We start from the raw sequence: 22,134 nt of genomic DNA, 5'->3' as shown, positions 1-22,134 counted from the left end.
ATGACCCTGATGGCAATTGCCTTTTACATCATGGCGATCATCACCTGCGGGGCAGGTCTGATGGTCGTCACCGTCAAGAACCCGGTACACGCCGTGCTGTTCCTGATCCTGGCCTTCTTCTCGGCTTCGGGCCTGTTCGTCCTGGTGGGCGCCGAATTCCTGGCCATGCTGCTGATCGTCGTCTATGTCGGCGCCGTGGCGGTGCTGTTCCTGTTCGTCGTCATGATGCTCGACGTCGATTTCCTCAAGCTGCGCCAGGGCTTCGCCAACTACCTGCCGATCGGCGGCGCGCTGGCCCTGCTGATCCTGTTCGAGCTGATCTTCGTCAATATCGCCGTCGCCAACAAGGGCGCCGCGGCCGGTAACCAACCCCAGGCCTTCACCGGCCAGGAGACCAATATCAAGGCGATCGGCCACGTCCTTTACACGCAATATACCTACCTGTTCGAAATGGCGGGCTTCGTCCTGCTGGTCGCCATGATCGGCGCCATCGTCCTGACCCTGCGCCACCGCGCCTACGTCAAGCGCCAGGACATTTTCAGCCAGGTAACCCGCCGCCGCAAGGACGCCGTGGCCATCGTCAAGGCCCCGACCGGAGAAGGAATCAAGGAATGACCCTTTCGCTTGCCCACTTCCTTATCGTTTCGGCGATCCTGTTCACCATCGGCGTCTTCGGCATCTTCGTGAACCGCAGGAACGTCATCATCATCCTGATGTCGATCGAACTGATCCTTCTGGCGGTCAATATCAACTTCGTGGCCTTCTCGTCCTACCTGCACAACGTCCAGGGACAGATCATGGCCATGTTCGTCCTGACGGTCGCGGCCGCCGAGGCCGCGGTCGGCCTGGCGATCCTGGTGACCTTCTTCCGTAACCGTGGCGACATCAAGGTCGATGACGCCAGCATGATGAAAGGCTAGATCGTCGTGCTCTCTGATATGTCTTCGGTTGTCACCGTTGCGGTTATGGCGCCCATCGTCGGCGCCTTCATCGCCGGCCTGTTCGGCCGCCGCATCGGCAATATACCGTCGCAGGCGGTTACCACCGGCCTCCTGTTCCTTTCCTGTGCACTGAGCTGGTTCACCTTCATCCAGCACACCTGGGGCGGCATGGCCGACTTCACGGTGCAATTGCTGCCGTTCATCAATATCGGCGACTTCCACTCGGCCTGGTCGGTGCGTATCGACGGCCTGTCGTCGACCATGCTGATCGTCGTCACCTCGGTGTCGTCGCTGGTCCACCTGTACTCCTGGGGCTATATGGCCGAGGACGACAGCCGTCCGCGCTTCTTCGCCTACCTGTCGCTCTTCACCTTCGCCATGCTGATGCTGGTGACCGCCGCCGACTTCATGCAGCTGTTCTTCGGCTGGGAAGGGGTGGGCCTGGCCTCGTACCTGCTGATCGGCTTCTGGTACTACAAGGACAGCGCCTCATCGGCCGCCATCAAGGCCTTCGTCGTCAACCGCGTCGGCGACTTCGGCTTCGCGCTCGGCATCATGACGATCTTCTGGCAGTTCCACACCATCAATTTCCACGAGCTGTTCCAGCCCGGCGTCATCGCGGCGTGGCAGGGCAAGGGCTGGGAATTCGTGGGCCTTCACTTCTCCGCGCTCGACATCGCAGCCTTCCTGCTGTTCATCGGCGCCATGGGCAAGTCCGCGCAGTTCTTCCTGCACACCTGGCTGCCCGACGCCATGGAAGGCCCGACACCCGTTTCGGCGCTGATCCACGCCGCCACCATGGTCACCGCCGGCGTCTACATGGTCTGCCTTTTGTCGCCGCTGTTCGAATACGCGCCGGTGGCCAAGGAAATCGTCGCCTATGTCGGCGCCATCACGGCCATCTTCGCCGCCTCGATCGGCTTCACGCAGAACGACATCAAGCGCGTCATCGCCTATTCGACCTGTTCGCAGCTCGGCTACATGTTCTTCGCGGCGGGCGTCGGCGCCTATCCGATGGCCATGTTCCACCTGTTCACGCACGCCTTCTTCAAGGCCCTGCTGTTCCTGGGCGCCGGTTCGGTGATCCACGGCATGCACCACGAACAGGACATGCGGAAGATGGGCGGCCTGTGGAAGTACCTGCCGGTCACCTACGCCGTCATGACGATCGGCACGATCGCCATCACCGGCCTCGGCATCCCCTTCACCAAGTTCGGTTTCGCGGGCTTCTTCTCGAAGGACGCCATCATCGAAGCCGCCTGGGCGGCGCACGGCACCCCGCAGGGCATGTTCGCGTTCGTCATGGGCATTTCGGCCGCGCTGCTGACCTCGTTCTACTCGTGGCGCCTGGTCTTCATGACCTTCCACGGCAAGAAGCACTGGGAACATGGCCACGACGACGCGCACGCCCACGGTCATGACGATCACGCCCATGCGCACGACGATCATCATCACGATGACCATGCGCATGGCCACGACGATCACGGCCACGGCCACGATCATAAGCCGCACGAAAGCCCGTGGGTCATGCTGACGCCGCTGGTCGTGCTGGCCTTCGGCGCGGTCTTCGCCGGCTTCGCGTTCGCGCCGTACTTCATCGGCGAGCACCACGAAGCCTTCTGGGGCCACGCCATCTTCCTGGCGCCGACCAACGAGGTCATGGAAAAGGCCGAGCATATCACCGAAACCTGGGTGCACTTCGCGCCGCTGATCGTGACGCTGCTGGGCATGGCGCTGGCGTGGTACTTCTACGTCGCCAATCCCAAGCTTCCGAAGGCGATGGCGGCCAACAAGGGCCCCATCTACACCTTCCTGTACAACAAGTGGTTCTTCGACGAGATCTATCAGGCCACCTTCGTCAAGCTCACCAAGATCCTCGGTGACGTCTTCTGGAAGATCGGCGACATCAAGATCATCGACGGTCTCGGCCCCAACGGGGCGGCCTGGACCGCGCTGGCCTCGGCCAAGCGCCTGGTCAAGACCCAGACCGGCTATGTTTACCACTACGCATTCTTCATGTTCCTTGGCGTCGCGGGTCTCCTGACCTGGGTCGTGTTCGGAATGGCGCACTAAGGGGAGACCAATTTACCTATGCTACCGGCTATCCCCAATATTCTGAGCGTCGTCACCTTCCTGCCGCTGTTCGGCGCGCTGGTGATCCTCGTCATGCGCGCCATGGCGCGCAAGGACGACAGCGCCGTCATCGCAGGCAATGCCAAGTGGGTCGCCCTGTGGACCACGCTGCTCACCCTGCTTGTCAGCGTCGTCCTGGTCCTGCAGTTCGACCATGCCAAGCCCGGCTACCAGTTCGAAGAGCGCTTCGAATGGTTCGGCCCGATCTCGTACCATATGGGCGTCGACGGCATCTCGATCCTGTTCGTCCTGCTGACGGCCTTCCTGATGCCGCTGTGTATCGCGGCGTCGTGGGACTCGATCAAGACCCGCATCACCGAGTACATGATCGCCTTCCTGCTGCTGGAAACTCTGGTCATCGGCGTCTTCACCTCGCTCGACCTGTTCCTGTTCTACATCTTCTTCGAAGGCGGCCTGGTTCCGATGTTCCTGATCATCGGCATCTGGGGCGGCAAGAACCGGACCTATGCGGCCTACAAGTTCTTCCTGTACACGCTGCTCGGCTCCGTGCTGATGCTGGCCGCCATGCTGTACATGGTCAATGTCGCCGGCACCGCCGACATCCCGACCCTGTCGAAGTTCGCCTTCGCGCGTGAGGCCCAGCCCTGGCTGTGGTTCGCCTTCTTCGCCTCCTTCGCCGTCAAGATGCCGATGTGGCCGGTCCACACCTGGCTGCCCGACGCGCACGTCGAGGCGCCGACGGCGGGTTCGGTCATGCTGGCCGGTATCCTGCTGAAGCTCGGCGGCTACGGTTTCATTCGTTTCAACCTGCCCATGTTCCCTTATGCGTCGCACATGTTCGCGCCGCTGGTCATGGGGCTGTCGGTCATCGCCGTTGTCTATACGTCGCTGGTCGCCTTCCGCCAGACCGATATCAAGAAGCTGATCGCCTATTCGTCGGTGGCGCACATGGGCTTCGTCACCATGGGCATCTTCGCCGGCAACGCGCTGGGTATCCAGGGCGCCGTCTACCAGATGATCAGCCACGGCGTGATCTCGGGCGCGCTCTTCCTCTGCGTCGGCGTCGTCTACGACCGCTGGCACACGCGTGAGATCGCCTTCTACGGCGGTCTGACCAAGCTTCTGCCGCATTACGCCTTCGTCTTCCTGCTGTTCACCATGGCCAATGTCGGCCTGCCGGGCACGTCGGGCTTCATCGGTGAAATCACCACCATGACCGGCGCCTACCAGTGGGGCACGTGGGTCGCCTTCGTCGCGGCCTCGGGCGTCATCTTCTCGGCTGTCTACGCGCTCAACCTCTACAAGCGCGTGATGTTCGGCGTGGTGACCAATGACGAACTGAAAAAGTACCCCGACCTCACCGTGCGCGAGATCGTGATCTTCGCCCCGCTGATCGCCGGGACCCTGCTGCTGGGTATCTATCCGGCGTTTGTTTTCGACTTTACGACCACCAGCATCGACGCCGTCGTTGCCGGTTATCGCGCCGCCTTCGGCGGATGAGGACCTGAGATGGATTTGAACTTCGCACTCCATTTGTCGACACCGGAGCTGATCCTCGGCATCGGCGCCATCGTCATCCTCGTCTTCGGCGCCTTCCGCGGAGACAAGGGCATGACCTCGGTCAGCGCCCTGTCGGGCCTGTGCCTGCTGGCGGCGGCGTTTGCCGCTGCCACCTCGGACTACGGCGTCGCCTACAGCGGCTCGTTCGTCATCGACCGCGTCGGCCTGTTCGTGAAGGTCGCCATCTATATCGCCGCCCTGTTCATCATCGTCCTGGGGCAGGGCTATTTCGACCGCCTGGGCAATCGCCGCTTCGAATTCCCGATCCTGATCCTGCTGGCGACGCTCGGCATGAGCGTCATGGTGTCGGCAGGCGACCTGATCGCGCTCTATATCGGCCTCGAACTGCAGTCGCTTGCCATGTACGTCCTGGCGGCCTTCCGCCGCGACGACGCCAAGTCGTCGGAAGCCGGCCTCAAGTACTTCGTGCTGGGTGCCCTGGCCTCGGGCCTGCTGCTCTACGGCGCTTCGCTGGTCTACGGCTTCGCCGGCTCGATGAACTTCCACGACATCGCCGCCGCCACCGTGAAGAACCCGAACACGGGCCTGATCTTCGGCCTGGTCTTCCTGATCTCGGGCATGGCGTTCAAGGTCTCGGCCGCGCCCTTCCATATGTGGACGCCAGACGTCTACGAAGGCGCGCCGACCCCGGTCGTGGCGTTTGCCGCCGGCGCCCCCAAGTTCGCCGCCATGGTCCTGCTGGCCCGCGTCCTGCAAACCGGCTTCGGTCATGAAACCTTCCAATGGCAGCAGGTCATCCTGGTGCTGTCGGTCCTGTCCTTCGTCATCGGCGGCCTCGGCGGCCTGATGCAGAAGGACTTCAAGCGCCTGCTGGCCTATTCGTCGATCGCCAATATGGGCTATGCCCTGCTGGCCATCGCCGCCGGCGGCACGGGCGTCTCGGCGCTGCTCATGTTCTTCGTCATGTATATGGTCGACACGCTGGGCCTGTTCTCCGGCCAGATGGCGCTCAAGCGCAACGGCCAGCCGATCACCCAGATCGACCAGCTGGCGGGCCTGGCCAAGCTCAACATGCCGCTGACCATCGCCATCACCATGCTGGCCCTGTCGGTCCTGGGCATGCCGCCTTTCGCCGGCTTCTGGTCCAAGTTCTTTGTCTTCGGGGCAGCCATCCATGCCGGCCTGTGGGGTTTCGCCGCCGCCGGCCTCGTCGCTTCGGTCATCGCCGCCTTCTACTATCTGCGCATCCTCAAGCTGATGTGGTTCGACGCCCCGCCGGCCGATCTCGATGCTTCGCCGGCCGAAGCCAAGTGGATTACCTACCTGGCGGCAGCCTTCGCCTTCCCGGGCATCATCGTCTTCCTGTGGCTGGCCTATCCGCTGGCCCAGGCGGCGGCCATCGGTTTCGGCGGCTAAACCGCCGTGGCGAAGATCGAGATCTTCGACACCCTGCCTTCGACCCAGTCCCTGGCGCTTGCCCGGGTGCGGCTGGGGCCGTCGGAGGCGGGCTGGATCATGGCCCGCGAGCAGACCAAGGGGATCGGCCGCCACGGCAAGACCTGGATCGGCACCAAGGGCAATTTCATGGCCTCGCGCTATGAGGTCATGGCTGTCGATGTGCGCAGCGTTCCGCAGTTGAGCTTCGTAACGGCCCTGGCCGTCTACGAGATGCTGCGGCCGCTGGTTCCCGACACGGACCAGTTCATGCGCATCAAGTGGCCGAACGATATCCTGCATCGCGGCCGCAAGCTGTGTGGCATCCTGGTCCAGACCGAAACCCTGCCGGATCCGGAAAAGCTCGGCGTCGTCATCGGCATCGGCCTGAACATGGCGGCCGCGCCGATCTTCGACGACTACCTGACCTGTTCGTTGCGCGACATCAGCGCCCAGGCCAAGGGGCTGAACGCCGAGGCCATGCTGCACAAGCTGAACGGCCATCTTGACGGCGTGCTCAACCTGTGGCGCGAAAAGGCGTGGAGCGACATGGCGGCGGCGTGGCTGAAGCGCGCCTACGGCCGCGACCGCACCCTGTCGGTCGAGAATGACGGCGTCACCATTTCCGGCCGTCTCAAGGGCCTCGACGATTTCGGTGCGCTGCAGATCACCGGCGACGACGGCAAGCTCTATACGATCACCGGCGGCGACGTGATCTACGGCGACAAGATTCCGGTCTGATACCAACGGCCGTGAAGAATGGCCATTGGTATCAGACCTTTTTTCAGCTCAAGCGCCGCATGGCTCCTCGCATCAGCTCGGGCGGGCCTGTAACGGAAAAATGGCGCCCTTGCTCACTGCGAATATATTCGCAGCAGGATAACTACGTAGGGACTGGCATCCATGCTTCTGGCCATTGAACAGGGCAATACCAATACGCTTTTCGCCATTCATGACGGCAAGGACTGGGTGGCGCAGTGGCGCACGGCGACCGAGACGACGCGAACGGCCGATGAATACGCTGTGTGGCTCTATCAGCTGCTGACCATGCACGGCTTCGATTTCAAGGCGATCGACGACTGCATCATTTCGTCGGTCGTGCCGCAATCGCTGTTCAACCTGCGTAAGCTGGCGCAGCGTTACTTTCAGAAAACGCCCTATGTCGTTGGTGACAATACGTTTCTCGGCATCGAGGTCCGTATCGAAAAGCCGTCGGAAGCCGGCGCGGACCGCCTGGTCAATGCGGTCGGCGGTCATATGGCCTATAAGGGTCCACTGATCATCATCGATTCCGGCACAGCGACGACCTTCGACGTCGTGGCGGCCGACGGCGGCTGGGAAGGGGGCGCCATTGCCCCCGGCATCAACCTGTCCATGCAGGCCCTGCACCAGGCCGCGGCTAAGCTGCCGCGCGTGGCGATCGAAAAGCCGGCGCGCATCATCGGCAAGGACACGGTGACGGCGATGCAGTCCGGCATCTTCTGGGGCTATGTCGGGCTGATCGAGTACCTGATCGCGCAGATCAAGGCCGAATACGGCCACGACATGACTGTTGTCGCCACCGGCGGCGTCGCGTCTTTGTTTGAAGGCGCCACCGATCGCATCGATCATTTCGACCACGACCTGACCCTGCGCGGCCTGCTCGAAATCTATCGCCGCACCCTCAGTCGCAATTAGGTCACGCCTCTTTATCGGCAATTGTTTTTCAGCGCCGGAAAAACGGCTTCAGCCGACTTTCCGCTTGCGCTTTTATGGCGATGCTTCAATACCGCGGATGAATAACGCGGCGCAAAAACCAGCGCGCGAACGAAAGACAAGATGAGCACCAACGAACTCGTGTTTTTGCCGCTCGGCGGCTCCAACGAAATCGGCATGAACCTGAACCTGTACGGGTTCGGCCCGGCGGACGACCGCCAATGGATCATCGCCGATGTCGGCGTGACCTTCGGCGACCTGACGACGCCGGGTATCGAGGTCATCGTTCCCGACCCTGAGTTCCTCAAGGGCGAGACCATCCTGGGCATCATTCTGACGCACGCCCACGAAGACCATATCGGCGCCATAGGCTGGTTGTGGGACCGCATCAAGGCGCCCGTCTACGCCACGCCGTTTACCGCTTTCCTGGTGCGCGAAAAGCTGCGCGAAGCCGGGGTCGACGATTGTGACCTGACCGAAGTTCCGCTTGGCGGCCACGTCAAGCTCGGGCCGTTCGATATCGAATATGTCACGCTGACGCACTCGATCGCCGAGCCCAACGGCCTGTTCATCACCACGCCGCTCGGCACCGTCTTCCACACCGGCGACTGGAAGATCGACGAAGACCCCATTACCGGCGCACCGACCGATGTCGACCGCATCACGGCGCTGGGCGACAAGGGCGTCCTGGCCATGGTCTGCGATTCGACCAATGTCTTTGTCGAAGGCTCGGCCGGTTCTGAAGCCATGGTGCGCGACGAACTGACCAAGCTGATCGCTACGCTGAAGCGCCGCGTCGCCGTGGCGTGCTTCGCGTCGAACGTGGCGCGTGTCGATTCGGTCATGCGCGCCGCCGCCGCCTGCGGCCGGCAGGTATGCCTGGTCGGGCGCTCGATGCACCGCATCACCGCCGCTGCCCGCCACGTCGGCCTGCTCGACGGCATCCCCGATCCGATCAGCGAAGGCGAGGCGGCCGGACTCAAGCCGAACCAGGTCCTCTATCTGTGTACCGGATCGCAGGGCGAGCCGCGCGCGGCCCTGTCGCGCATCGCCGACGGCAACCATCCGCAGGTCAAGCTGGCCGCGGGCGATGCCTGCGTCTTCTCGTCCCGCGTCATTCCCGGCAACGAAATTCCTATCCGCAGCCTGCAGAACCGCCTGTCGGACTTAGGGGTAGAGATCCACACCGAGCGCGATCATCCCGGCATCCATGTGTCCGGCCACCCGTGCCGCGATGAACTCAAGCAGATGTATGCCTGGGTGCGGCCGACGATCGCCGTCCCCACGCATGGCGAGCGCCGCCACTTGCTGAAGCACGCTGCCCTGGCCGACGAAATCGGCATCCGCTACCAGGTCACACCGCATAACGGCGAACTGGTCCGCCTGGCGCCGGGCCTGCCGGAAATTACCGACGAAGTGCCGTCGGGACGCCTGTTCGTCGATGGCGGCATGCTGGTGCCGGAAGCGTCCGACGCCCTGCGCGAACGCCGCCACGCCGCCCACAACGGCATGATCTTCGTTGCCTTCGCTCTCGACAGCCGCAATCGCCTGGCCTCGATCGTCGATGTGCGCGGGCTCGGCCTGGCCTTCGAGAACGAGGACACGATTTCGGACCAGCTCGAAGCCATGTGCAACATGGTCGAGAAGACTGTGCAGAACCTGTCGTCCGAGCAGCGCGACGAGGACGAGATCGTCGAAGCCGCCGTGGCGCGCGTCGTCAAGAAGGCCGCCCAGTCGATATGGGATCGCCGCCCCATCGTCGAGACCATCATCCTGCGCACCTGATTTTCCTGGCGTTTTTGCCCTATGCAGGCGAGTCCAGCGGACTCGCCTGCCTGCGTTTGTGCGCTTGAATAAAGGCGATATGAATCAATATTGAATTTCATGTATTCCGGTTGTGGCGGCCGGCTCATGGGTTGAGTATCGTTAATGTGTTATTAATTTGAAATTCAAGGCTTTTTGATTATCCACAGGCCGTGCGTCAATATTGATCGAAAAGGATCCATTACCCCAAAAAGAATGCGCTGCCCGAAGGCAGCGCATGAATTCATTGAATTTGATGAATTTTTCTAACTCTTGACCAGTACGTACGCGCCGGGCGCGTCCATGATGGGCTTCAGCTTGCCCTTGGCCGGATCGCGTGCCGGAACCATCTTGCCCGAGCGGTCGCCCAGCCAACCGGCCCAGTGCGGCCACCAGGAGCCGGCGTGCTCTTCGGCGCCGGCGAACCATTGCTCAAAGGTGTCGGGGTGCGCATCGTTCAGCCAGTGCATGTATTTGCGGGCGGCGGGTGGATTGACGACGCCCGCGATATGGCCGGACCCCGCCAGCACGTAGGTGACCGGACCGCCGAACAGTTTCGAGCCCTTGTAGACCGAGGTGGCGGGCGCGATATGGTCTTCGCGGCCAGCCTGTTCGTAGATGGGAATGGTCACTTTCTTGAGGTCGATATTGACGCCGGCCAGGGTCAGCTTGCCGCTCGACAGGGCGTTTTCGCCGTAGAACTTGCGCAGATAGAACATGTGCAGCGCCTTCGGCATCCGCGTCTGGTCGGAATTCCAGCACAGCAGGTCGAACGGCGTCGGCTCCTTGCCCATCAGGTAGTTGTTGACGAAGAAGGACCAGATCAGGTCGTTGGCGCGCAAGCTGTTGAACGTGTCGGCCATGGCCGACCCGGGCAGCACGCCGCCGGCGGCATCCATCTGACGCTCCAGTTCCTTCAGCCACGATTCGCTGGTGAACAGCAGCAGGTCGCCGGCATCGGTAAAGTCGTGCTGGGCCGTAAAGAAGGTCGCCGAAGCGATTGATTTGTCTCTCTTTTCGGCCAGGTAGGCGAGGGCGCAGCCCAGCAGCGTGCCGCCGATGCAATAGCCGACCGTATTGACCGACGACACGCCCGCCTGCGTCTTGACCTGTTCGACTGCATCCAGCACGCCGCCGAACATATAGTCTTCGAAGGTCGTGTCCTTCATCGACACGTCCGGATTGACCCACGACGTCAGGAAGACGGTAAAGCCCTGGTCGGTCAGCCAGCGGATCAGCGAATTCTTGGCCTGCAGGTCCAGGATGTAGAATTTGTTGATCCACGGCGGGAAGATGAGCAGCGGGATCTCACGCACCTGTTCGGTCGTCGGCGCATATTGCAGCAGCTCGAAATAGGGGCCGCGATAGACGACCTTGCCCGGCGTCGTGGCGACGCTTTCGCCGACCTTGAAATGGCTGTAGTCGGCCTGGGTGATCATCAGCTTGCCATCGCCGCGTTCGATATCTTCGGCAAAGCGCTCCATGCCCTTGACCAGGCTTTCGCCGCTGGTCTGCACCAGCGTCTCGAGTGCGGCCGGGTTCGACAGCAGGAAGTTCGACGGCGACATGGCGTCGGTCATCAGCTTGGTGAAAAATTCGGCCCGTCTTTTGACTTTAGGATCAATGCCTTCCGCCGATGATATAAGGTTGTTGATCCAGTTGGACGACAGCAGGTAGGACTGCTTCATGACGTCGAACACCAGGTTCTGTTCCCAGCGCGGATCGGCGAAGCGCTTGTCGGCCGGCTTGCCCCCGGCCTGCGCCGGCTCGGCGCCGAGCGTGCGGCGCGAGACGTCGGCCCACAGCTTGAGATAGCCGTTCATCAGGTCGCTTTGCGCCTCGATCAGCTTGTCGGGCTTCTGCGCCAGCGAGCCCATGACCTCGGTCATGGCCGGGCCTACCTGGAACGGATCCATGGACACGCCACCGCCTTCGGGCTGTTTCAACACGGTCTTGGCCAGGGCGCTTTGCGCCGTCATGGCCGCCTTGGCCAGGTTGATCGACAGGGTTTCGAGCTTGCGCATGGCCTCGGCATCGAAGCCGGCCTCGGCTTCGGGGGCGGCCGTGCGCGGCCTGGGCGCTTCGGCCTGGGGCTGTGCTGGCTGGGCGGGCTTTTCCGGATGCGGCATGGATTTCGGGGCGGCCGGCTTTGCCGCCGGTTTCGCCGTGGCCTTTGCCACCGGCTTGGCTGCCGCTTTCGTCACGGAGACCTTGGCAGCGGGCTTTGCGGGCGTCTTGGCCGTCACCGGTTCAGCCTTGGCGGATGCCGCCTTGGTTTCAGCTGTTTTGGTCGTGGCGGTTTTCTTGCGGGCAGTCGGTACGGGCGGCTTGGTCATCGCGGTGTCTTGAACCCTTGGGAGGCAGCGGAACGGGGATGCGCCCTCATATCAGGAAAATCAACCGGATCGATATTTTTCTTGTTTTTCTTCGTGCTGCGGGAGTAGGGTGCCGGCGTTTTCGGGAGACGTTCATGGCTTCGTTACGGCCTGTCAGCATCGCTGTCCTTCTGGCTTTCGCCGCCCTCCCGGCGCGGGCCCAGATGGCCGATGTCAAGACGGCCGATGTCAAGACGGCCGATGTCCAGGCATCCGATACGCCCGCGCCGTCCGCTCCGCTGGACACCATGCCGCGCTGGGCAGAATTTCCCGGCCCGCCCGAAGCGGTTCCCACGCCCGCTGAAATCCGTCTTCGCGTCAACGCGCAACTGGCCAAGCGCCAGGAACTCGATACCGCGGTCGCGGCCCTGGTCTGGGACAAGCACGAGCCCGACGCCATCGCTGCCGAGGCCAGGGGGCATCTCGACCCGGCCTATCTTCAGCCGGTCGATGCGCCGATGACGCCGCAACAGATCGACGCCTTCGCGGCGTCGTTGCGCGCCAAGGCCACGCCGCCACCGGTCGCCCAGTAAACCGGCTTTTTCCGCAAGGTTTTTCGACGGCGGCGGTATCCACCGCAGTTATAGTCTGCTAACACCATAGGTGTGCCCGGTTGCGGGTACGCGCCAAAGCCGAAGCGTTTATAAAAACGGCGGGCGCCCAACTTGAGTCCGAAAAGCCAGAAGTTGAAGATAATGCCAGAAACAATTGATATGACACACGAAACACGTACCGCAGGCGCAGCTCGCGATTTCGACCTGAGCCTGGATATCGTCCGCGTCGCCGAAGAGGCCGCGATCGCCTGTTACGCGCAGATCGGCGGCGGCGATGAGAAGGCCGCCGACCAGGCCGCCGTCGACGCCATGCGTACCGCGCTCAACACCATCGATATGGACGGCCGTATCGTTATCGGCGAAGGCGAGCGCGACGAAGCGCCCATGCTGTATATCGGCGAAAAGGTCGGCACCGGGAAAGGGCCGGCCATCGATATCGCGCTCGATCCGCTGGAAGGCACGACCCTCGCGGCCAAGGCCATGGCCAATTCGCTGGCCGTCATCGCGTTCGCGCCGCGCGGCGGCATGCTGCACGCGCCCGACACCTATATGGACAAGATCGCCATCGGTCCGGGCTATGCGCCGGGCGTCATCGATCTCGACGCCACGCCGGAAGAGAATGTGCGCTCTCTCGCCAAGGCGAAGGGCGTAGCCGTATCGGAAATCGTCGCCTGCGTGCTCGACCGTCCGCGCCATGACAAGATCATCCAGTCGCTGCGCAAGGCCGGCGCCCGCGTCCACCTGATCACGGACGGCGACGTCGCCGGCGTGATCCACACCGCCCAGCCGGAAACCGGCATCGACATCTATATCGGGCAGGGCGGGGCGCCGGAAGGCGTGCTGGCCTGCGCCGCGCTGAAGTGCGTCGGCGGTCAGTTCCAGGGCCGTCTTGTGTTCCGCAACGACGACGAACGCGCCCGCGCCGAGCGTCTCGGCCTGACCGATTTCGACCGCAAGTACGATCTCAACGACCTGGTCTCCAGCGACGCCGTCTTCATCGCCACCGGCGTGACGCATGGTGCGCTGCTGCGCGGCGTGCAGAAGGAGACGACCAATTCGGGCGCCACCTTCATGACGACCGAAAGCCTGGTCATGATCTCCAAGACCCATACGGTGCGCAAGCTGTCGATGCGCCGCCCCGTCCGCGTCTAGGGAAGAATGTCCGCCGGTCTCGAGGCCTCGCTGGTTGCCGCGCCCCCCTATCTGGGGGTGGCGCGGTCCCTGACCGGACGCGTATGGAAGGAAAGGCTGGCCGTACGCGGCGTCGGCCCTGAAACTTTGCGCGAAATCCTGCACCGCATGGGCCTGATGCAGGTTGTCGAGCCCGAGTTCGTCGAACCCTTGGCGCGCTTCGTCGCCGGCCGAGGTGTCTTACCCGATACCCTCGACAGTTTCATGCGCCCGACCCTGAAGGGGCTGTTTCCCGACCCCAGCTGTTTTCTCGACATGGACAAGGCGGTCGACGCCATGCTCGATGCCCTGGAAGCCAAATCGAAGATCTGCGTCTTTGCCGACTATGATGTCGACGGCGCCACCAGTGCCGCGCAACTGGTGCGCTGGTTCCGCGCCATGGGCCACGACCTGGCCGTCTACGTTCCCGACCGCATCACCGAAGGCTACGGCCCGTCGAAGGCCGCTTTCGATTCCCTGAAGGCCAAGGGCTTCGAGCTGGTGATCACGGTCGATTGCGGCGCCATGGCCCACCATGCGCTCGATCACGCTGCCTCGATCGGCCTCGATGTCGTGGTCATCGATCACCACCTGATGCGCGAGGATCCGCCGCGCGCCCGTGCTGTCGTCAATCCCAACCGGCCGGGCTGCTCGTCCGACCAGGGCAACCTGGCGGCGGCGGGCGTCGTCTTCGTGGCGCTGGTCGCGCTCAATCGTGAAGCCGAACGCCGTGGCCTGTTCAAGGACCGCCTGAAACCCGACCTGATGCAGTGGCTCGATCTTTCGGCCCTGGGCGCCATTTGCGACGTCACCGCGCTGACCGGCTTCAACCGGGCGCTGGCGGCGCAGGGCCTCAAGGTCATGTCGAAGCGCCAGAACCCGGGCATCAAGGCCCTGATGACGGTGGCGGGCGGCGATACCGACAGCGTGATGAAAACCTTCCATTCCGGCTTTGTCATCGGTCCGCGCATCAATGCCGGCGGCCGGGTCGGGCGTTCGGACCTGGGCGTACGCCTTCTGGCCACAGACGACGCCGACGAGGCGTCGCTGCTGGCCCAGGAACTGGACGAGCTTAACCGCACCCGCCGCGACATAGAAACCCAGGTGCTGGATGAGGCGATCGCGGTCGCCGAGGCGCAAGGCCTTTATCCCTCCGACGATCCCGTCATCGTGGTTGCCCGCGACGATTGGCATCCGGGCGTCATCGGCATCGTGGCCGGACGCCTGCGCGAACGTTGGCACAAGCCGGTCGTGGTCATCGGCATCGATCCGGTCAGCGGCATGGGCAAGGGATCAGGTCGCTCGCAGACCGGTATCAATCTGGGGGAGGCCGTGGGCGCCGCCTATGAGGCGGGTGTCCTGCTGTCCGGCGGCGGCCACGCCATGGCGGCGGGCCTGAGCGTCGAGTGCGATCGTATCGGCGAGCTGCGCCGCTTTCTCAACGACCACGTCCGCGCCCGGGTCTCCGAAGAGGAACAGGTCGAGACGGTCGAGATCGATGCCATCCTGTCGCTGAAGGCGGCGTCGCGCGCGCTCTTCGACCGATTTGACCTGCTGGCGCCGTACGGGCAGGGAAACCCCGAACCGCTGCTCGCCTTCGCCGACGTGGCGGTCGCCTATGCCCAGGTCATGAAGGGCGGACACATTCGCTGTGAACTGGCCGATTCGTCTGGTCACAAGCTGAAAGGCATTATCTGGCGCGCCGAAGGCACCAGCCTGGGCGATGCCTTGTTGCGGCCGGCGGGGCGCGTGCATGTGATCGGCCGTCTGAAGGCGGATGACTACATGGGCCGCAACGGGGTGCAATTCGAGATCGAAGACATCGCGCAAGCCTTGTAATTCCTGGCCTTGGTGCTGGAAATCACCTTACCTGTGAATTTTTTTGAAATTTGTCTTGCGCCGCAAAACCGATGCCGCTATCAAGCGCACCTCTTCGCCGCGGTCCCTTCGTCTATCGGTTAGGACGTCAGGTTTTCAACCTGAAGAGAGGGGTTCGACTCCCCTAGGGACTGCCAGCGAGACTTCCTCCCGAAATCGTGATGACAAGCCTGGGAACGGTTACACGCCGCCAAGTTCAGGTATCATCCACACTTTTTCCCCAGTGTTATCGATCTCACATTAAGCCTGTGGATGATTTTGCTCGCCTTGGGCGGCTTTTTGCCATAAAATTCGCGACAAATGCGAAACTGTCTCTATTTTGCTCTCCCAAATTGAGATATCCGTGTTATGATGCGTGGTGTCACAGATTTTTTTGCGACATGGTGAGGATATATGAGTTTGTTTGATTATAATAATAAAGCAGAGGCCGACGACCTGGTGTCCATGTCCGGCCACGTAAAATGGTTCGATGCCGCCAAGGGTTACGGGTTCATCGTGCCGCAGGATGCCACGCTTACCAGTATGCGCGACGTTCTCCTCCACATCTCCAGCCTGCGGGATATGGGGCGTGACAGTGCGCATGAGGGTGCACGCATTACGTGTAAGATCGCGAAGCGTGCCAAGGGGTGGCAGGTTATCGAAATCGAGCACCTGGACAGTGCTGCGGAGGCGCCCGTGCGTCACGACCGCAGCGAGCACAGTTCGCGCGCCAGCCGCAATCTGCACAGCGATGTGCGGGTCGGCGACCTGGAAGCCGCGACGATCAAGTGGTTCAACCGCACCAAGGGCTACGGCTTCGTGGTGCGCGGTTCGGATCCGACCGACATCTTCATTCACATCGAAACCCTTCGCCGCTACGGCCTCGAGGATGTGCAGCAGGGTGATACGATCATGGTGCGTTTCGGTGAAGGCCCCAAGGGGCTGGTGGTCACCGAGGTTCAACCCCGGGCGATGGCGTAAACTCATCGCTCGTTGAAAAGGCGCCGGCACCGTAAGGTCGCCGGCTCTTTTTTTGCCTTGAAAACGCCGCCGCGCCCGATAAGAGTGGCCGCATCGCGTTTGGGAGATGGCCATGAAGATTTCGGGCAAGCGGGGACTGATCATTGCCGGCGTTGCCGCGATTGCGATCGCGGGCGGTGCGGCCTTTGCCATGCAGGCCAACCTGTCGCCGTCGGCCAGCGACATGCCGGCCGACTGTCTGAGCATGAACCTGAAACCGTATTCGGTGCGGCAGCCGCTCGACATCAAGGGCGATGCGAAGACGTTGCATTTCAAGGTCGAAATTGCCAGGACGGCCAGCCAGCGCGAGCAGGGGCTGATGTGCCGTACCGGGCTGTCGGACGACTACGGCATGTTGTTCGAATTCGGAGATTCGGCTGAGCGTACCTTCTGGATGGAAAACACCCTGTCGGCGCTCGACATTATCTATATCGCGCCCGACGGCCGCATCGTTTCGATCCAGAAATATGCCAAGCCGCTGGACCGGACGCCCCTGCCGTCATACGGCGATGCCAGCGGTGTATTGGAAATCAACGCCGGTCTGAGCGACAAACTGGGCCTGGCGCCCGGCGATATGGTCGACCATCCGTTTTTCCACAAGCCATAACGCATCCGCGTAAAAATCGGCAAAATTCCGTTGCTTTGGGCTTGCTATGCCGGATCGAAAATGGCAATAAGCGCGCCTCTTAGCTTTCGGTAGCTGGGCGACGGGGTGTAGCGCAGCCTGGTAGCGCAGCTGTTTTGGGTGCAGCAGGTCGGAGGTTCGAATCCTCTCGCCCCGACCAGTCCGGAGACAAGAGCAAATTTTAAAGTCGGGGCGTAGCGCAGCCTGGTAGCGCGTCTGCTTCGGGAGCAGAAGGCCGGAGGTTCGAATCCTCTCGCCCCGACCATTAAAAAAGCGGCCCTCTTCGGGCCGCTTTTTTAATGGTCCCGGCTCGAGGTTCGAACCTATAGGTTCGTAACGAGTGATTGCCTTCGGCAATCGCGAGTTCGGCGGAGCGAAGCGCAGCCAATCCTCTCGCCCCCACTTATAAAGCCCGCCGCCTGCGGCGGACCATATAAAATCCTCCATCTTTCCCTTTGCCAACGCATACCTTTATAGTAACAGACAAAGTGTCGGGACGCGGCTTTGAGTCCGCCGTGTCCACAGGAGACCCATATGTTCGCGCGCATCTACAAGCCTTCGAAAACCGCCATGCAGTCCGGCCGTGCCAAGACCGCCAACTGGACCCTGGAATTCGAGCCGAAGTCGGCGCGCACACCCGATCCTCTGATGGGCTGGATCTCATCGGCGGACACCGACGCGCAGGTGCGCCTGACCTTCGAGACCAAGGACCAGGCCATGGCGTTCGCCGAACATCACGGCATTCCGTTCCGTCTGGTCGAGCCCGAAGCCGCGCCGAAGATCATCAAGGCCTATGCCGACAATTTCGCGTTCGGCCGCAAGCAGCCCTGGACGCACTGATCCCCTAGGCTCCGTAGCTCAACTGGATAGAGCATCCGCCTTCTAAGCGGACGGTTACAGGTTCGAGCCCTGTCGGAGTCGCCACGCCTCCGTGTGGCGGTGACAAAGCCCCTTTAGGCAACAACCGGCGTATCCAACGCCGCCTGACCCCATTCGGCCCACGATCCGTCATAGAGTTTCGTTCTTGTATGGCCGGTCTCTTCCAGGGCCATGCTGATGATCGCCGCCGTCACACCCGAACCGCAGGTGGTCACGACCAGATTGCCCGCGCCGACGCCACGCCCATCGAAAATTTCGCGCAATTCGGATGCCGGTTTCAATGCACCATCGCGGATCAGCGCTGCCGCCGGCAGGCTTTGCGCGCCCGGCATGTGACCCGAACGCAGGCCGGCGCGCGGCTCAGGCGTCTGGCCATAAAACCGCGCCGCGGGACGGGCATCGAGGACGACAGCCGATTGAAGTCCGGCCTTTAAGCCGTTCAAATCCATGACCATATCGCTGTGAAACTGAGGCGCATAGGTTGTGCCAACGACTGTAGGAAGCGCATCGGTCACGGGCAGGCCCGCGTCCTTCCAGGCGGGCAGGCCACCCTTCAGCACCTGGACCTTGTCATGCCCCATCAGGCGGAAGGTCCACCAGACGCGCGCGGCCGAAAACAGGCCCTGACGGTCATAGATCACCACAGGGTCGGTCCGCGAGATGCCCATCTTGCCGACGGCGTCGGCAAAGGCGTCCGGCGACGGCGCCATATGCGGCAGCGGCACCGACTTGTCGCTGATCGCGTCGATATCGAAGAAGACGGCGCCGGGAATATGCTCCTTGGCATGGAGGGCGCGCATATCGGTACCGTCGAGCGCCCAGCTGCCGTCGACGACCTTGACCGCGCCGGCTTCGATCAGCCGGTTAAGATCGCGGGGTTCAATCTGAGTCGTCATGGCGGGTGTCCTTACTGCGTATCGTGGAATACGCTTGTAGCGCGCGAATGCGGGCATGGCCATGATCGATAATGGGTTTCGGACGATTGCGCACATCAAGCCATCGTGCGCGGTAACGTCCGGCGGGATCGAACTTTTCCGCCTGGGTGATGGGATTGAATATCCGGAAGTACGGCGCGGCGTCGGCGCCGCAGCCGGCGACCCATTGCCATGAGGCGGGGTTGTTGGCCGGATCGGCATCGACCAGGCAGTCCCAGAACCATTGCTCTCCGCGCCGCCAGTCTATGAGCAGGTGCTTGGTCAGGAACGAAGCGCAGATCATGCGGACGCGGTTGTGCATATAGCCGGTCTGCCAAAGCTCCTGCATGCCGGCGTCAACGAGGTCGTAACCGGTTTCGCCACGGCACCAGGCGCGAAAGCCCTTGTCGTCGTCGAGCCATGGAAAGGCGTCGAACTCGCGGCGGACATTGGTCTTGTAGAGATCGGGCACCTGGTCGAGCAGACCGTAGGAAAATTCGCGCCAGGCCAGCTCGGAACGGAACTTTTCGGCCGGCGAGACGAGAGCGCGTTTGTGACGGACGGCCTGGTCGAGCTCATAAAGGATGCGGTGCGGGCTGATCTCGCCGAAACGCAGGTGCGGTGAAAGGTGCGAGGTGGCGTCGAGATCCGGGCGATCGCGATCATTCGCATATCCCGTCAAATGATCTTCGATGAAGGCGTCCAGCGCCTCGCGGGCGCCGCCCTCGCCGGGCGTGAAGCGATCGAAGCCTGAGGCCCAGTCCTTGCCTGATTTCGTCTTTGTGTCGTCCAGTCCAAGATCGTCTAGTGTCAGACTTTCCGGCCAGTGTGCGGGAGCGCGCCATTTTCCACGCGGTAATCCGCCGGGATCATGGGGATGGAACAGCCCGGAATCGACCGCGGCCCGGTAAAATGGTGTGAAGACGCGAAACGGCGTGCCGCCTTTGGTCTTGACCGTTCCGGGGGGCACGATCAGCGCGCTGTTCCCGCGCTGAAAATCAACATATGTGCCGAGGTCGAGCGTCGTATCGAATTGCTCTGTTTTTGGATCAAATGTGTTACTGTAAACAACTGTTTTTACGTCATTATGCTTGGTAAAGTGGTCCAGGATATCCCGGCTGCCGCCCGATTGAATTATCAATCTTGATCCATGCCTGTGCAAATCCTCACCCAGTGCCTTAAGTGAGCGATGCAGCCACCAGCGCGATGCGGCGCCCAAAGGCCTAGAATACAAGGCCTGGTCCCAGATGAAGAGGGGGATGATCGGCCGGCCCGATGCAATGGCGTCCGTGACCCCGGGATGGTCCCGCAGGCGCAGGTCGGTGCGGAACCACAAAACGAGCGGGGCATCGGAATCAACATAAGCTCCTGGCATGATCCTGCTTTCGAAAAAATCGGCACAAACGGCCCCCGCAGCCGCCCTTATACGAAAATTTGTTGCCTGTGGACCTTGCCTGAAAACGCGGCCTTGGGCACAAGAAGCGCCATGACCGCCAACGCTCCCGTGCCGATCAGCTGCACCATCATCACCAAGAACGAAGTCGACCGTATCGGCGACTGCATCCGCGCTGTTCAGGGACTGGTCGACGAGGTCGTCGTCATCGATAGCGGTTCGACAGACGATACGGTAAAAATCGCCGAAAGCCTGGGCGCGCGCGTTATCTATCACGACTGGCCGGGCTATGGGCCCCAGAAGCGCTACGCCGAAGACATGGCGAAGAACGACTGGATCCTCAATCTCGATGCCGACGAACTGGTCCTGCCGGAACTTTACGAAGAGATCAAGGCGCTGATGGCGTCGCGCCCGGAGCTCGACTGTTACCGCATGCGCATCCGTAACGTCTATCCGGGCCAGGACAAGCCGCGCCTGTGGGCGGACTATCACAACTATGTCCGCCTGTACGATCGTACCAAGGTGCGTTTCCGCGAAAGCAAGGTGCACGATACGGTCGACACCAAAAGCGAGCGCGTCGGGCAACTGAATGGCGCGGTGGCGCACTATTCGGCGCGGTCCTATGCCCATATCCGCGCCAAGCTCGACTCCTATACCGACTTGCAGGCCAAGGTGCTGAAAAAGCCCTCGTGGACGCTGTGGGCGCGCGTGCCGTTCGAATATCCGCTGGTCTTCATCCGCTACTTCATCGTGCGCCGTCACTTCACCGGCGGCTGGGACGGCCTCTACAGCAGCCATCTCGCGGCCGAAGCGCGTATCAAACGTCTGTTCAAATTTCTCGAAGCCAAGAAGATGCAGAAGACCGGAGGGCGCGGCTGATGGCGAAACGCTCGCCGTTCTGGCAGGAGGTCATGTGGCGCTTCGAAGCTTTGTGCGTCGATATATTCGTCGCGTCGATGCGCGCCCTGCCGGTCGATACGGTTTCGGACCTCGGCGCCTGGATGGCGCGGACGTTCGGGCCGCTGACACCCGTTCAAAAAACGGTGTGGCGGAACTTGCAGCTGGCATTTCCGGACATGAGCGACGCCGACCGCAAGCGCCTGTCCGACGTCCACTGGGAAAACACCGGCCGGTCCTTTTTCGAAGTGCCGGTCATGGGCAAGATGATCCGCGAACCCGACCGCATCGAGATCGAGGGCATGGAAAAGCTTCATGCCATCCGCGACTCGGGCAAGCCCGTCATCTTCATCTCGGGCCATATTTCGAACTGGGAGGTGATGAATATCGCCATCCTGTGGTCGGGCGTGCCGTACATGATCACCTATCGCTCGCTCAACAACCCCTATGTCAACGAGCGGCTGAAGGAATGGCGCTATGCCTACGGCGTGCGCAGCTTTGCGCCCAAGGGCAGCGACGGCGCCAAGGAACTGCTGGTGGCGCTCAATGCCGGCCAGTCGGTCGGCCTGATGAACGACCAGAAGTTCAATCGCGGCGTGCCGACGCCCTTCTTCGGCCATATCTGTGAGACGGCGCCGGCGCCGACACGCCTTGCGCAGCGCTATGGCACGGTGCTGCAACCCCTGACCATCCGCCGCAGGCATAAGGCGCGCTTCCACGTCACGGTGCACGATCCGATTCATGTCGACGATACGGGCCACAAGGGCCAGGACATAGACACCACGGTCAACCGAATCACGGCCTTTATCGAGGAGGCCGTCCGCGCCAATCCGGAAGAATATTTCTGGACGCACAAGCGCTGGCCGAACGCGCTCTACAAAAGTGCGTAAGCGCGCGTCTTGATAGATAGGGTCACAAAAAGTGACGGCGGGATTGCTTGATCTGTTTACCAACTGCCCGCT

Annotated in this window: 19 protein-coding genes and 4 tRNA genes; 20 read left to right on the top strand and 3 right to left on the bottom strand. The window is 62.1% G+C overall.

All coding sequences use genetic code 11. The annotated features are described in order from the left end of the window. From AB8717_RS12225 to AB8717_RS12190, 8 genes are all read left to right on the top strand, one after another. A complete protein-coding gene (locus AB8717_RS12225; protein ID WP_443747609.1) occupies positions 1 to 615 on the top strand; it encodes an NADH-quinone oxidoreductase subunit J in 615 nt (204 codons plus the stop codon). Then, complete coding sequence (nuoK, locus tag AB8717_RS12220; RefSeq protein WP_443747608.1) at positions 612 to 920, top strand: NADH-quinone oxidoreductase subunit NuoK; 309 nt, start codon at positions 612 to 614, stop codon at positions 918 to 920. The genes AB8717_RS12225 and nuoK overlap by 4 nt, the downstream gene beginning before the upstream one ends. Before the next feature lie 18 nt (positions 921 to 938). Continuing rightward, the gene (gene nuoL, locus AB8717_RS12215) at positions 939 to 3,014 is read left to right on the top strand and encodes an NADH-quinone oxidoreductase subunit L (protein ID WP_443747607.1); all 2,076 of its coding nucleotides are present in this window, start codon (positions 939 to 941) and stop codon (positions 3,012 to 3,014) included. An 18-nt stretch (positions 3,015 to 3,032) separates the two neighbouring features. Continuing rightward, positions 3,033 to 4,535 (top strand): NADH-quinone oxidoreductase subunit M, encoded by a 1,503-nt coding sequence (locus AB8717_RS12210; RefSeq protein ID WP_443747606.1) that lies wholly within the window; start codon positions 3,033 to 3,035, stop codon positions 4,533 to 4,535. 9 nt (positions 4,536 to 4,544) lie between these two features. Next, a complete protein-coding gene (gene nuoN, locus AB8717_RS12205) occupies positions 4,545 to 5,972 on the top strand; it encodes an NADH-quinone oxidoreductase subunit NuoN (RefSeq protein ID WP_443747605.1) in 1,428 nt (475 codons plus the stop codon). A gap of 6 nt (positions 5,973 to 5,978) precedes the next feature. Continuing rightward, positions 5,979 to 6,731: a biotin--[acetyl-CoA-carboxylase] ligase gene (locus AB8717_RS12200; protein WP_443747604.1), complete on the top strand. Its 753-nt coding sequence runs from the start codon at positions 5,979 to 5,981 to the stop codon at positions 6,729 to 6,731. A gap of 162 nt (positions 6,732 to 6,893) precedes the next feature. Beyond that, positions 6,894 to 7,667 carry a type III pantothenate kinase gene (locus AB8717_RS12195; protein WP_443747603.1) on the top strand — a complete coding sequence of 258 codons (774 nt, stop codon included), beginning with the start codon at positions 6,894 to 6,896 and terminating at the stop codon, positions 7,665 to 7,667. Positions 7,668 to 7,808: 141 nt separating this feature from the next. Beyond that, complete coding sequence (locus AB8717_RS12190; RefSeq protein WP_443747602.1) at positions 7,809 to 9,470, top strand: ribonuclease J; 1,662 nt, start codon at positions 7,809 to 7,811, stop codon at positions 9,468 to 9,470. Between the two features lie 284 nt (positions 9,471 to 9,754). Here AB8717_RS12190 and phaC read toward each other — a convergent pair whose 3' ends face one another. Further along, positions 9,755 to 11,824: a class I poly(R)-hydroxyalkanoic acid synthase gene (gene phaC, locus AB8717_RS12185; RefSeq protein ID WP_443747601.1), complete on the bottom strand. Its 2,070-nt coding sequence runs from the start codon at positions 11,822 to 11,824 to the stop codon at positions 9,755 to 9,757. Between the two features lie 134 nt (positions 11,825 to 11,958). Here phaC and AB8717_RS12180 point away from each other — a divergent pair, with 134 nt between their 5' ends. The 10 genes from AB8717_RS12180 to AB8717_RS12135 all read left to right on the top strand — a co-directional run bounded on the left by AB8717_RS12180 (position 11,959) and on the right by AB8717_RS12135 (position 18,013). Continuing rightward, positions 11,959 to 12,396 carry a hypothetical protein gene (locus AB8717_RS12180; protein WP_443747600.1) on the top strand — a complete coding sequence of 146 codons (438 nt, stop codon included), beginning with the start codon at positions 11,959 to 11,961 and terminating at the stop codon, positions 12,394 to 12,396. A 180-nt stretch (positions 12,397 to 12,576) separates the two neighbouring features. Continuing rightward, positions 12,577 to 13,569, top strand: coding sequence for a class II fructose-bisphosphatase (gene glpX, locus AB8717_RS12175; protein WP_443747599.1), 993 nt, complete (start codon positions 12,577 to 12,579; stop codon positions 13,567 to 13,569). Between the two features lie 6 nt (positions 13,570 to 13,575). Next, positions 13,576 to 15,426 (top strand): single-stranded-DNA-specific exonuclease RecJ, encoded by a 1,851-nt coding sequence (gene recJ, locus AB8717_RS12170; protein WP_443747598.1) that lies wholly within the window; start codon positions 13,576 to 13,578, stop codon positions 15,424 to 15,426. Positions 15,427 to 15,527: 101 nt separating this feature from the next. Beyond that, a tRNA-Glu gene (locus tag AB8717_RS12165) sits at positions 15,528 to 15,602 on the top strand. A gap of 256 nt (positions 15,603 to 15,858) precedes the next feature. After that, positions 15,859 to 16,425 (top strand): cold-shock protein, encoded by a 567-nt coding sequence (locus AB8717_RS12160; protein ID WP_443747597.1) that lies wholly within the window; start codon positions 15,859 to 15,861, stop codon positions 16,423 to 16,425. 112 nt (positions 16,426 to 16,537) lie between these two features. Beyond that, positions 16,538 to 17,071, top strand: coding sequence for a DUF192 domain-containing protein (locus AB8717_RS12155; RefSeq protein ID WP_443747596.1), 534 nt, complete (start codon positions 16,538 to 16,540; stop codon positions 17,069 to 17,071). Between the two features lie 101 nt (positions 17,072 to 17,172). Further along, a tRNA-Pro gene (locus AB8717_RS12150) sits at positions 17,173 to 17,249 on the top strand. Between the two features lie 28 nt (positions 17,250 to 17,277). Beyond that, positions 17,278 to 17,354 (top strand) — tRNA-Pro (locus AB8717_RS12145). A 269-nt stretch (positions 17,355 to 17,623) separates the two neighbouring features. Continuing rightward, complete coding sequence (locus AB8717_RS12140) at positions 17,624 to 17,929, top strand: ETC complex I subunit (protein ID WP_443747595.1); 306 nt, start codon at positions 17,624 to 17,626, stop codon at positions 17,927 to 17,929. Positions 17,930 to 17,936: 7 nt separating this feature from the next. Then, positions 17,937 to 18,013: transfer RNA gene (locus tag AB8717_RS12135), tRNA-Arg, on the top strand. A gap of 29 nt (positions 18,014 to 18,042) precedes the next feature. Here the strand turns inward: AB8717_RS12135 and AB8717_RS12130 are convergent. Together AB8717_RS12130 and AB8717_RS12125 are read right to left on the bottom strand one after the other, a co-directional pair. After that, positions 18,043 to 18,864 (bottom strand): sulfurtransferase, encoded by an 822-nt coding sequence (locus AB8717_RS12130; protein WP_443747594.1) that lies wholly within the window; start codon positions 18,862 to 18,864, stop codon positions 18,043 to 18,045. After that, positions 18,848 to 20,257, bottom strand: a complete 1,410-nt coding sequence (locus tag AB8717_RS12125; protein WP_443747593.1) for a cryptochrome/photolyase family protein — start codon at positions 20,255 to 20,257, stop codon at positions 18,848 to 18,850. The genes AB8717_RS12130 and AB8717_RS12125 overlap by 17 nt, the downstream gene beginning before the upstream one ends. Before the next feature lie 111 nt (positions 20,258 to 20,368). Here AB8717_RS12125 and AB8717_RS12120 point away from each other — a divergent pair, with 111 nt between their 5' ends. Together AB8717_RS12120 and AB8717_RS12115 are read left to right on the top strand one after the other, a co-directional pair. Then, positions 20,369 to 21,154: a glycosyltransferase family 2 protein gene (locus AB8717_RS12120; protein WP_443747592.1), complete on the top strand. Its 786-nt coding sequence runs from the start codon at positions 20,369 to 20,371 to the stop codon at positions 21,152 to 21,154. Continuing rightward, a complete protein-coding gene (locus AB8717_RS12115; protein ID WP_443747591.1) occupies positions 21,154 to 22,062 on the top strand; it encodes a lysophospholipid acyltransferase family protein in 909 nt (302 codons plus the stop codon). Before AB8717_RS12120 ends, AB8717_RS12115 begins: the two co-directional genes overlap by 1 nt. Positions 22,063 to 22,134: the final 72 nt, after the last annotated feature.

This window comes from Asticcacaulis solisilvae, assembly GCF_052327315.1.
GTDB classification, from domain to species: domain Bacteria; phylum Pseudomonadota; class Alphaproteobacteria; order Caulobacterales; family Caulobacteraceae; genus Asticcacaulis; species Asticcacaulis solisilvae_B.
This window is presented reverse-complemented; position numbering and strand designations above follow the sequence as displayed.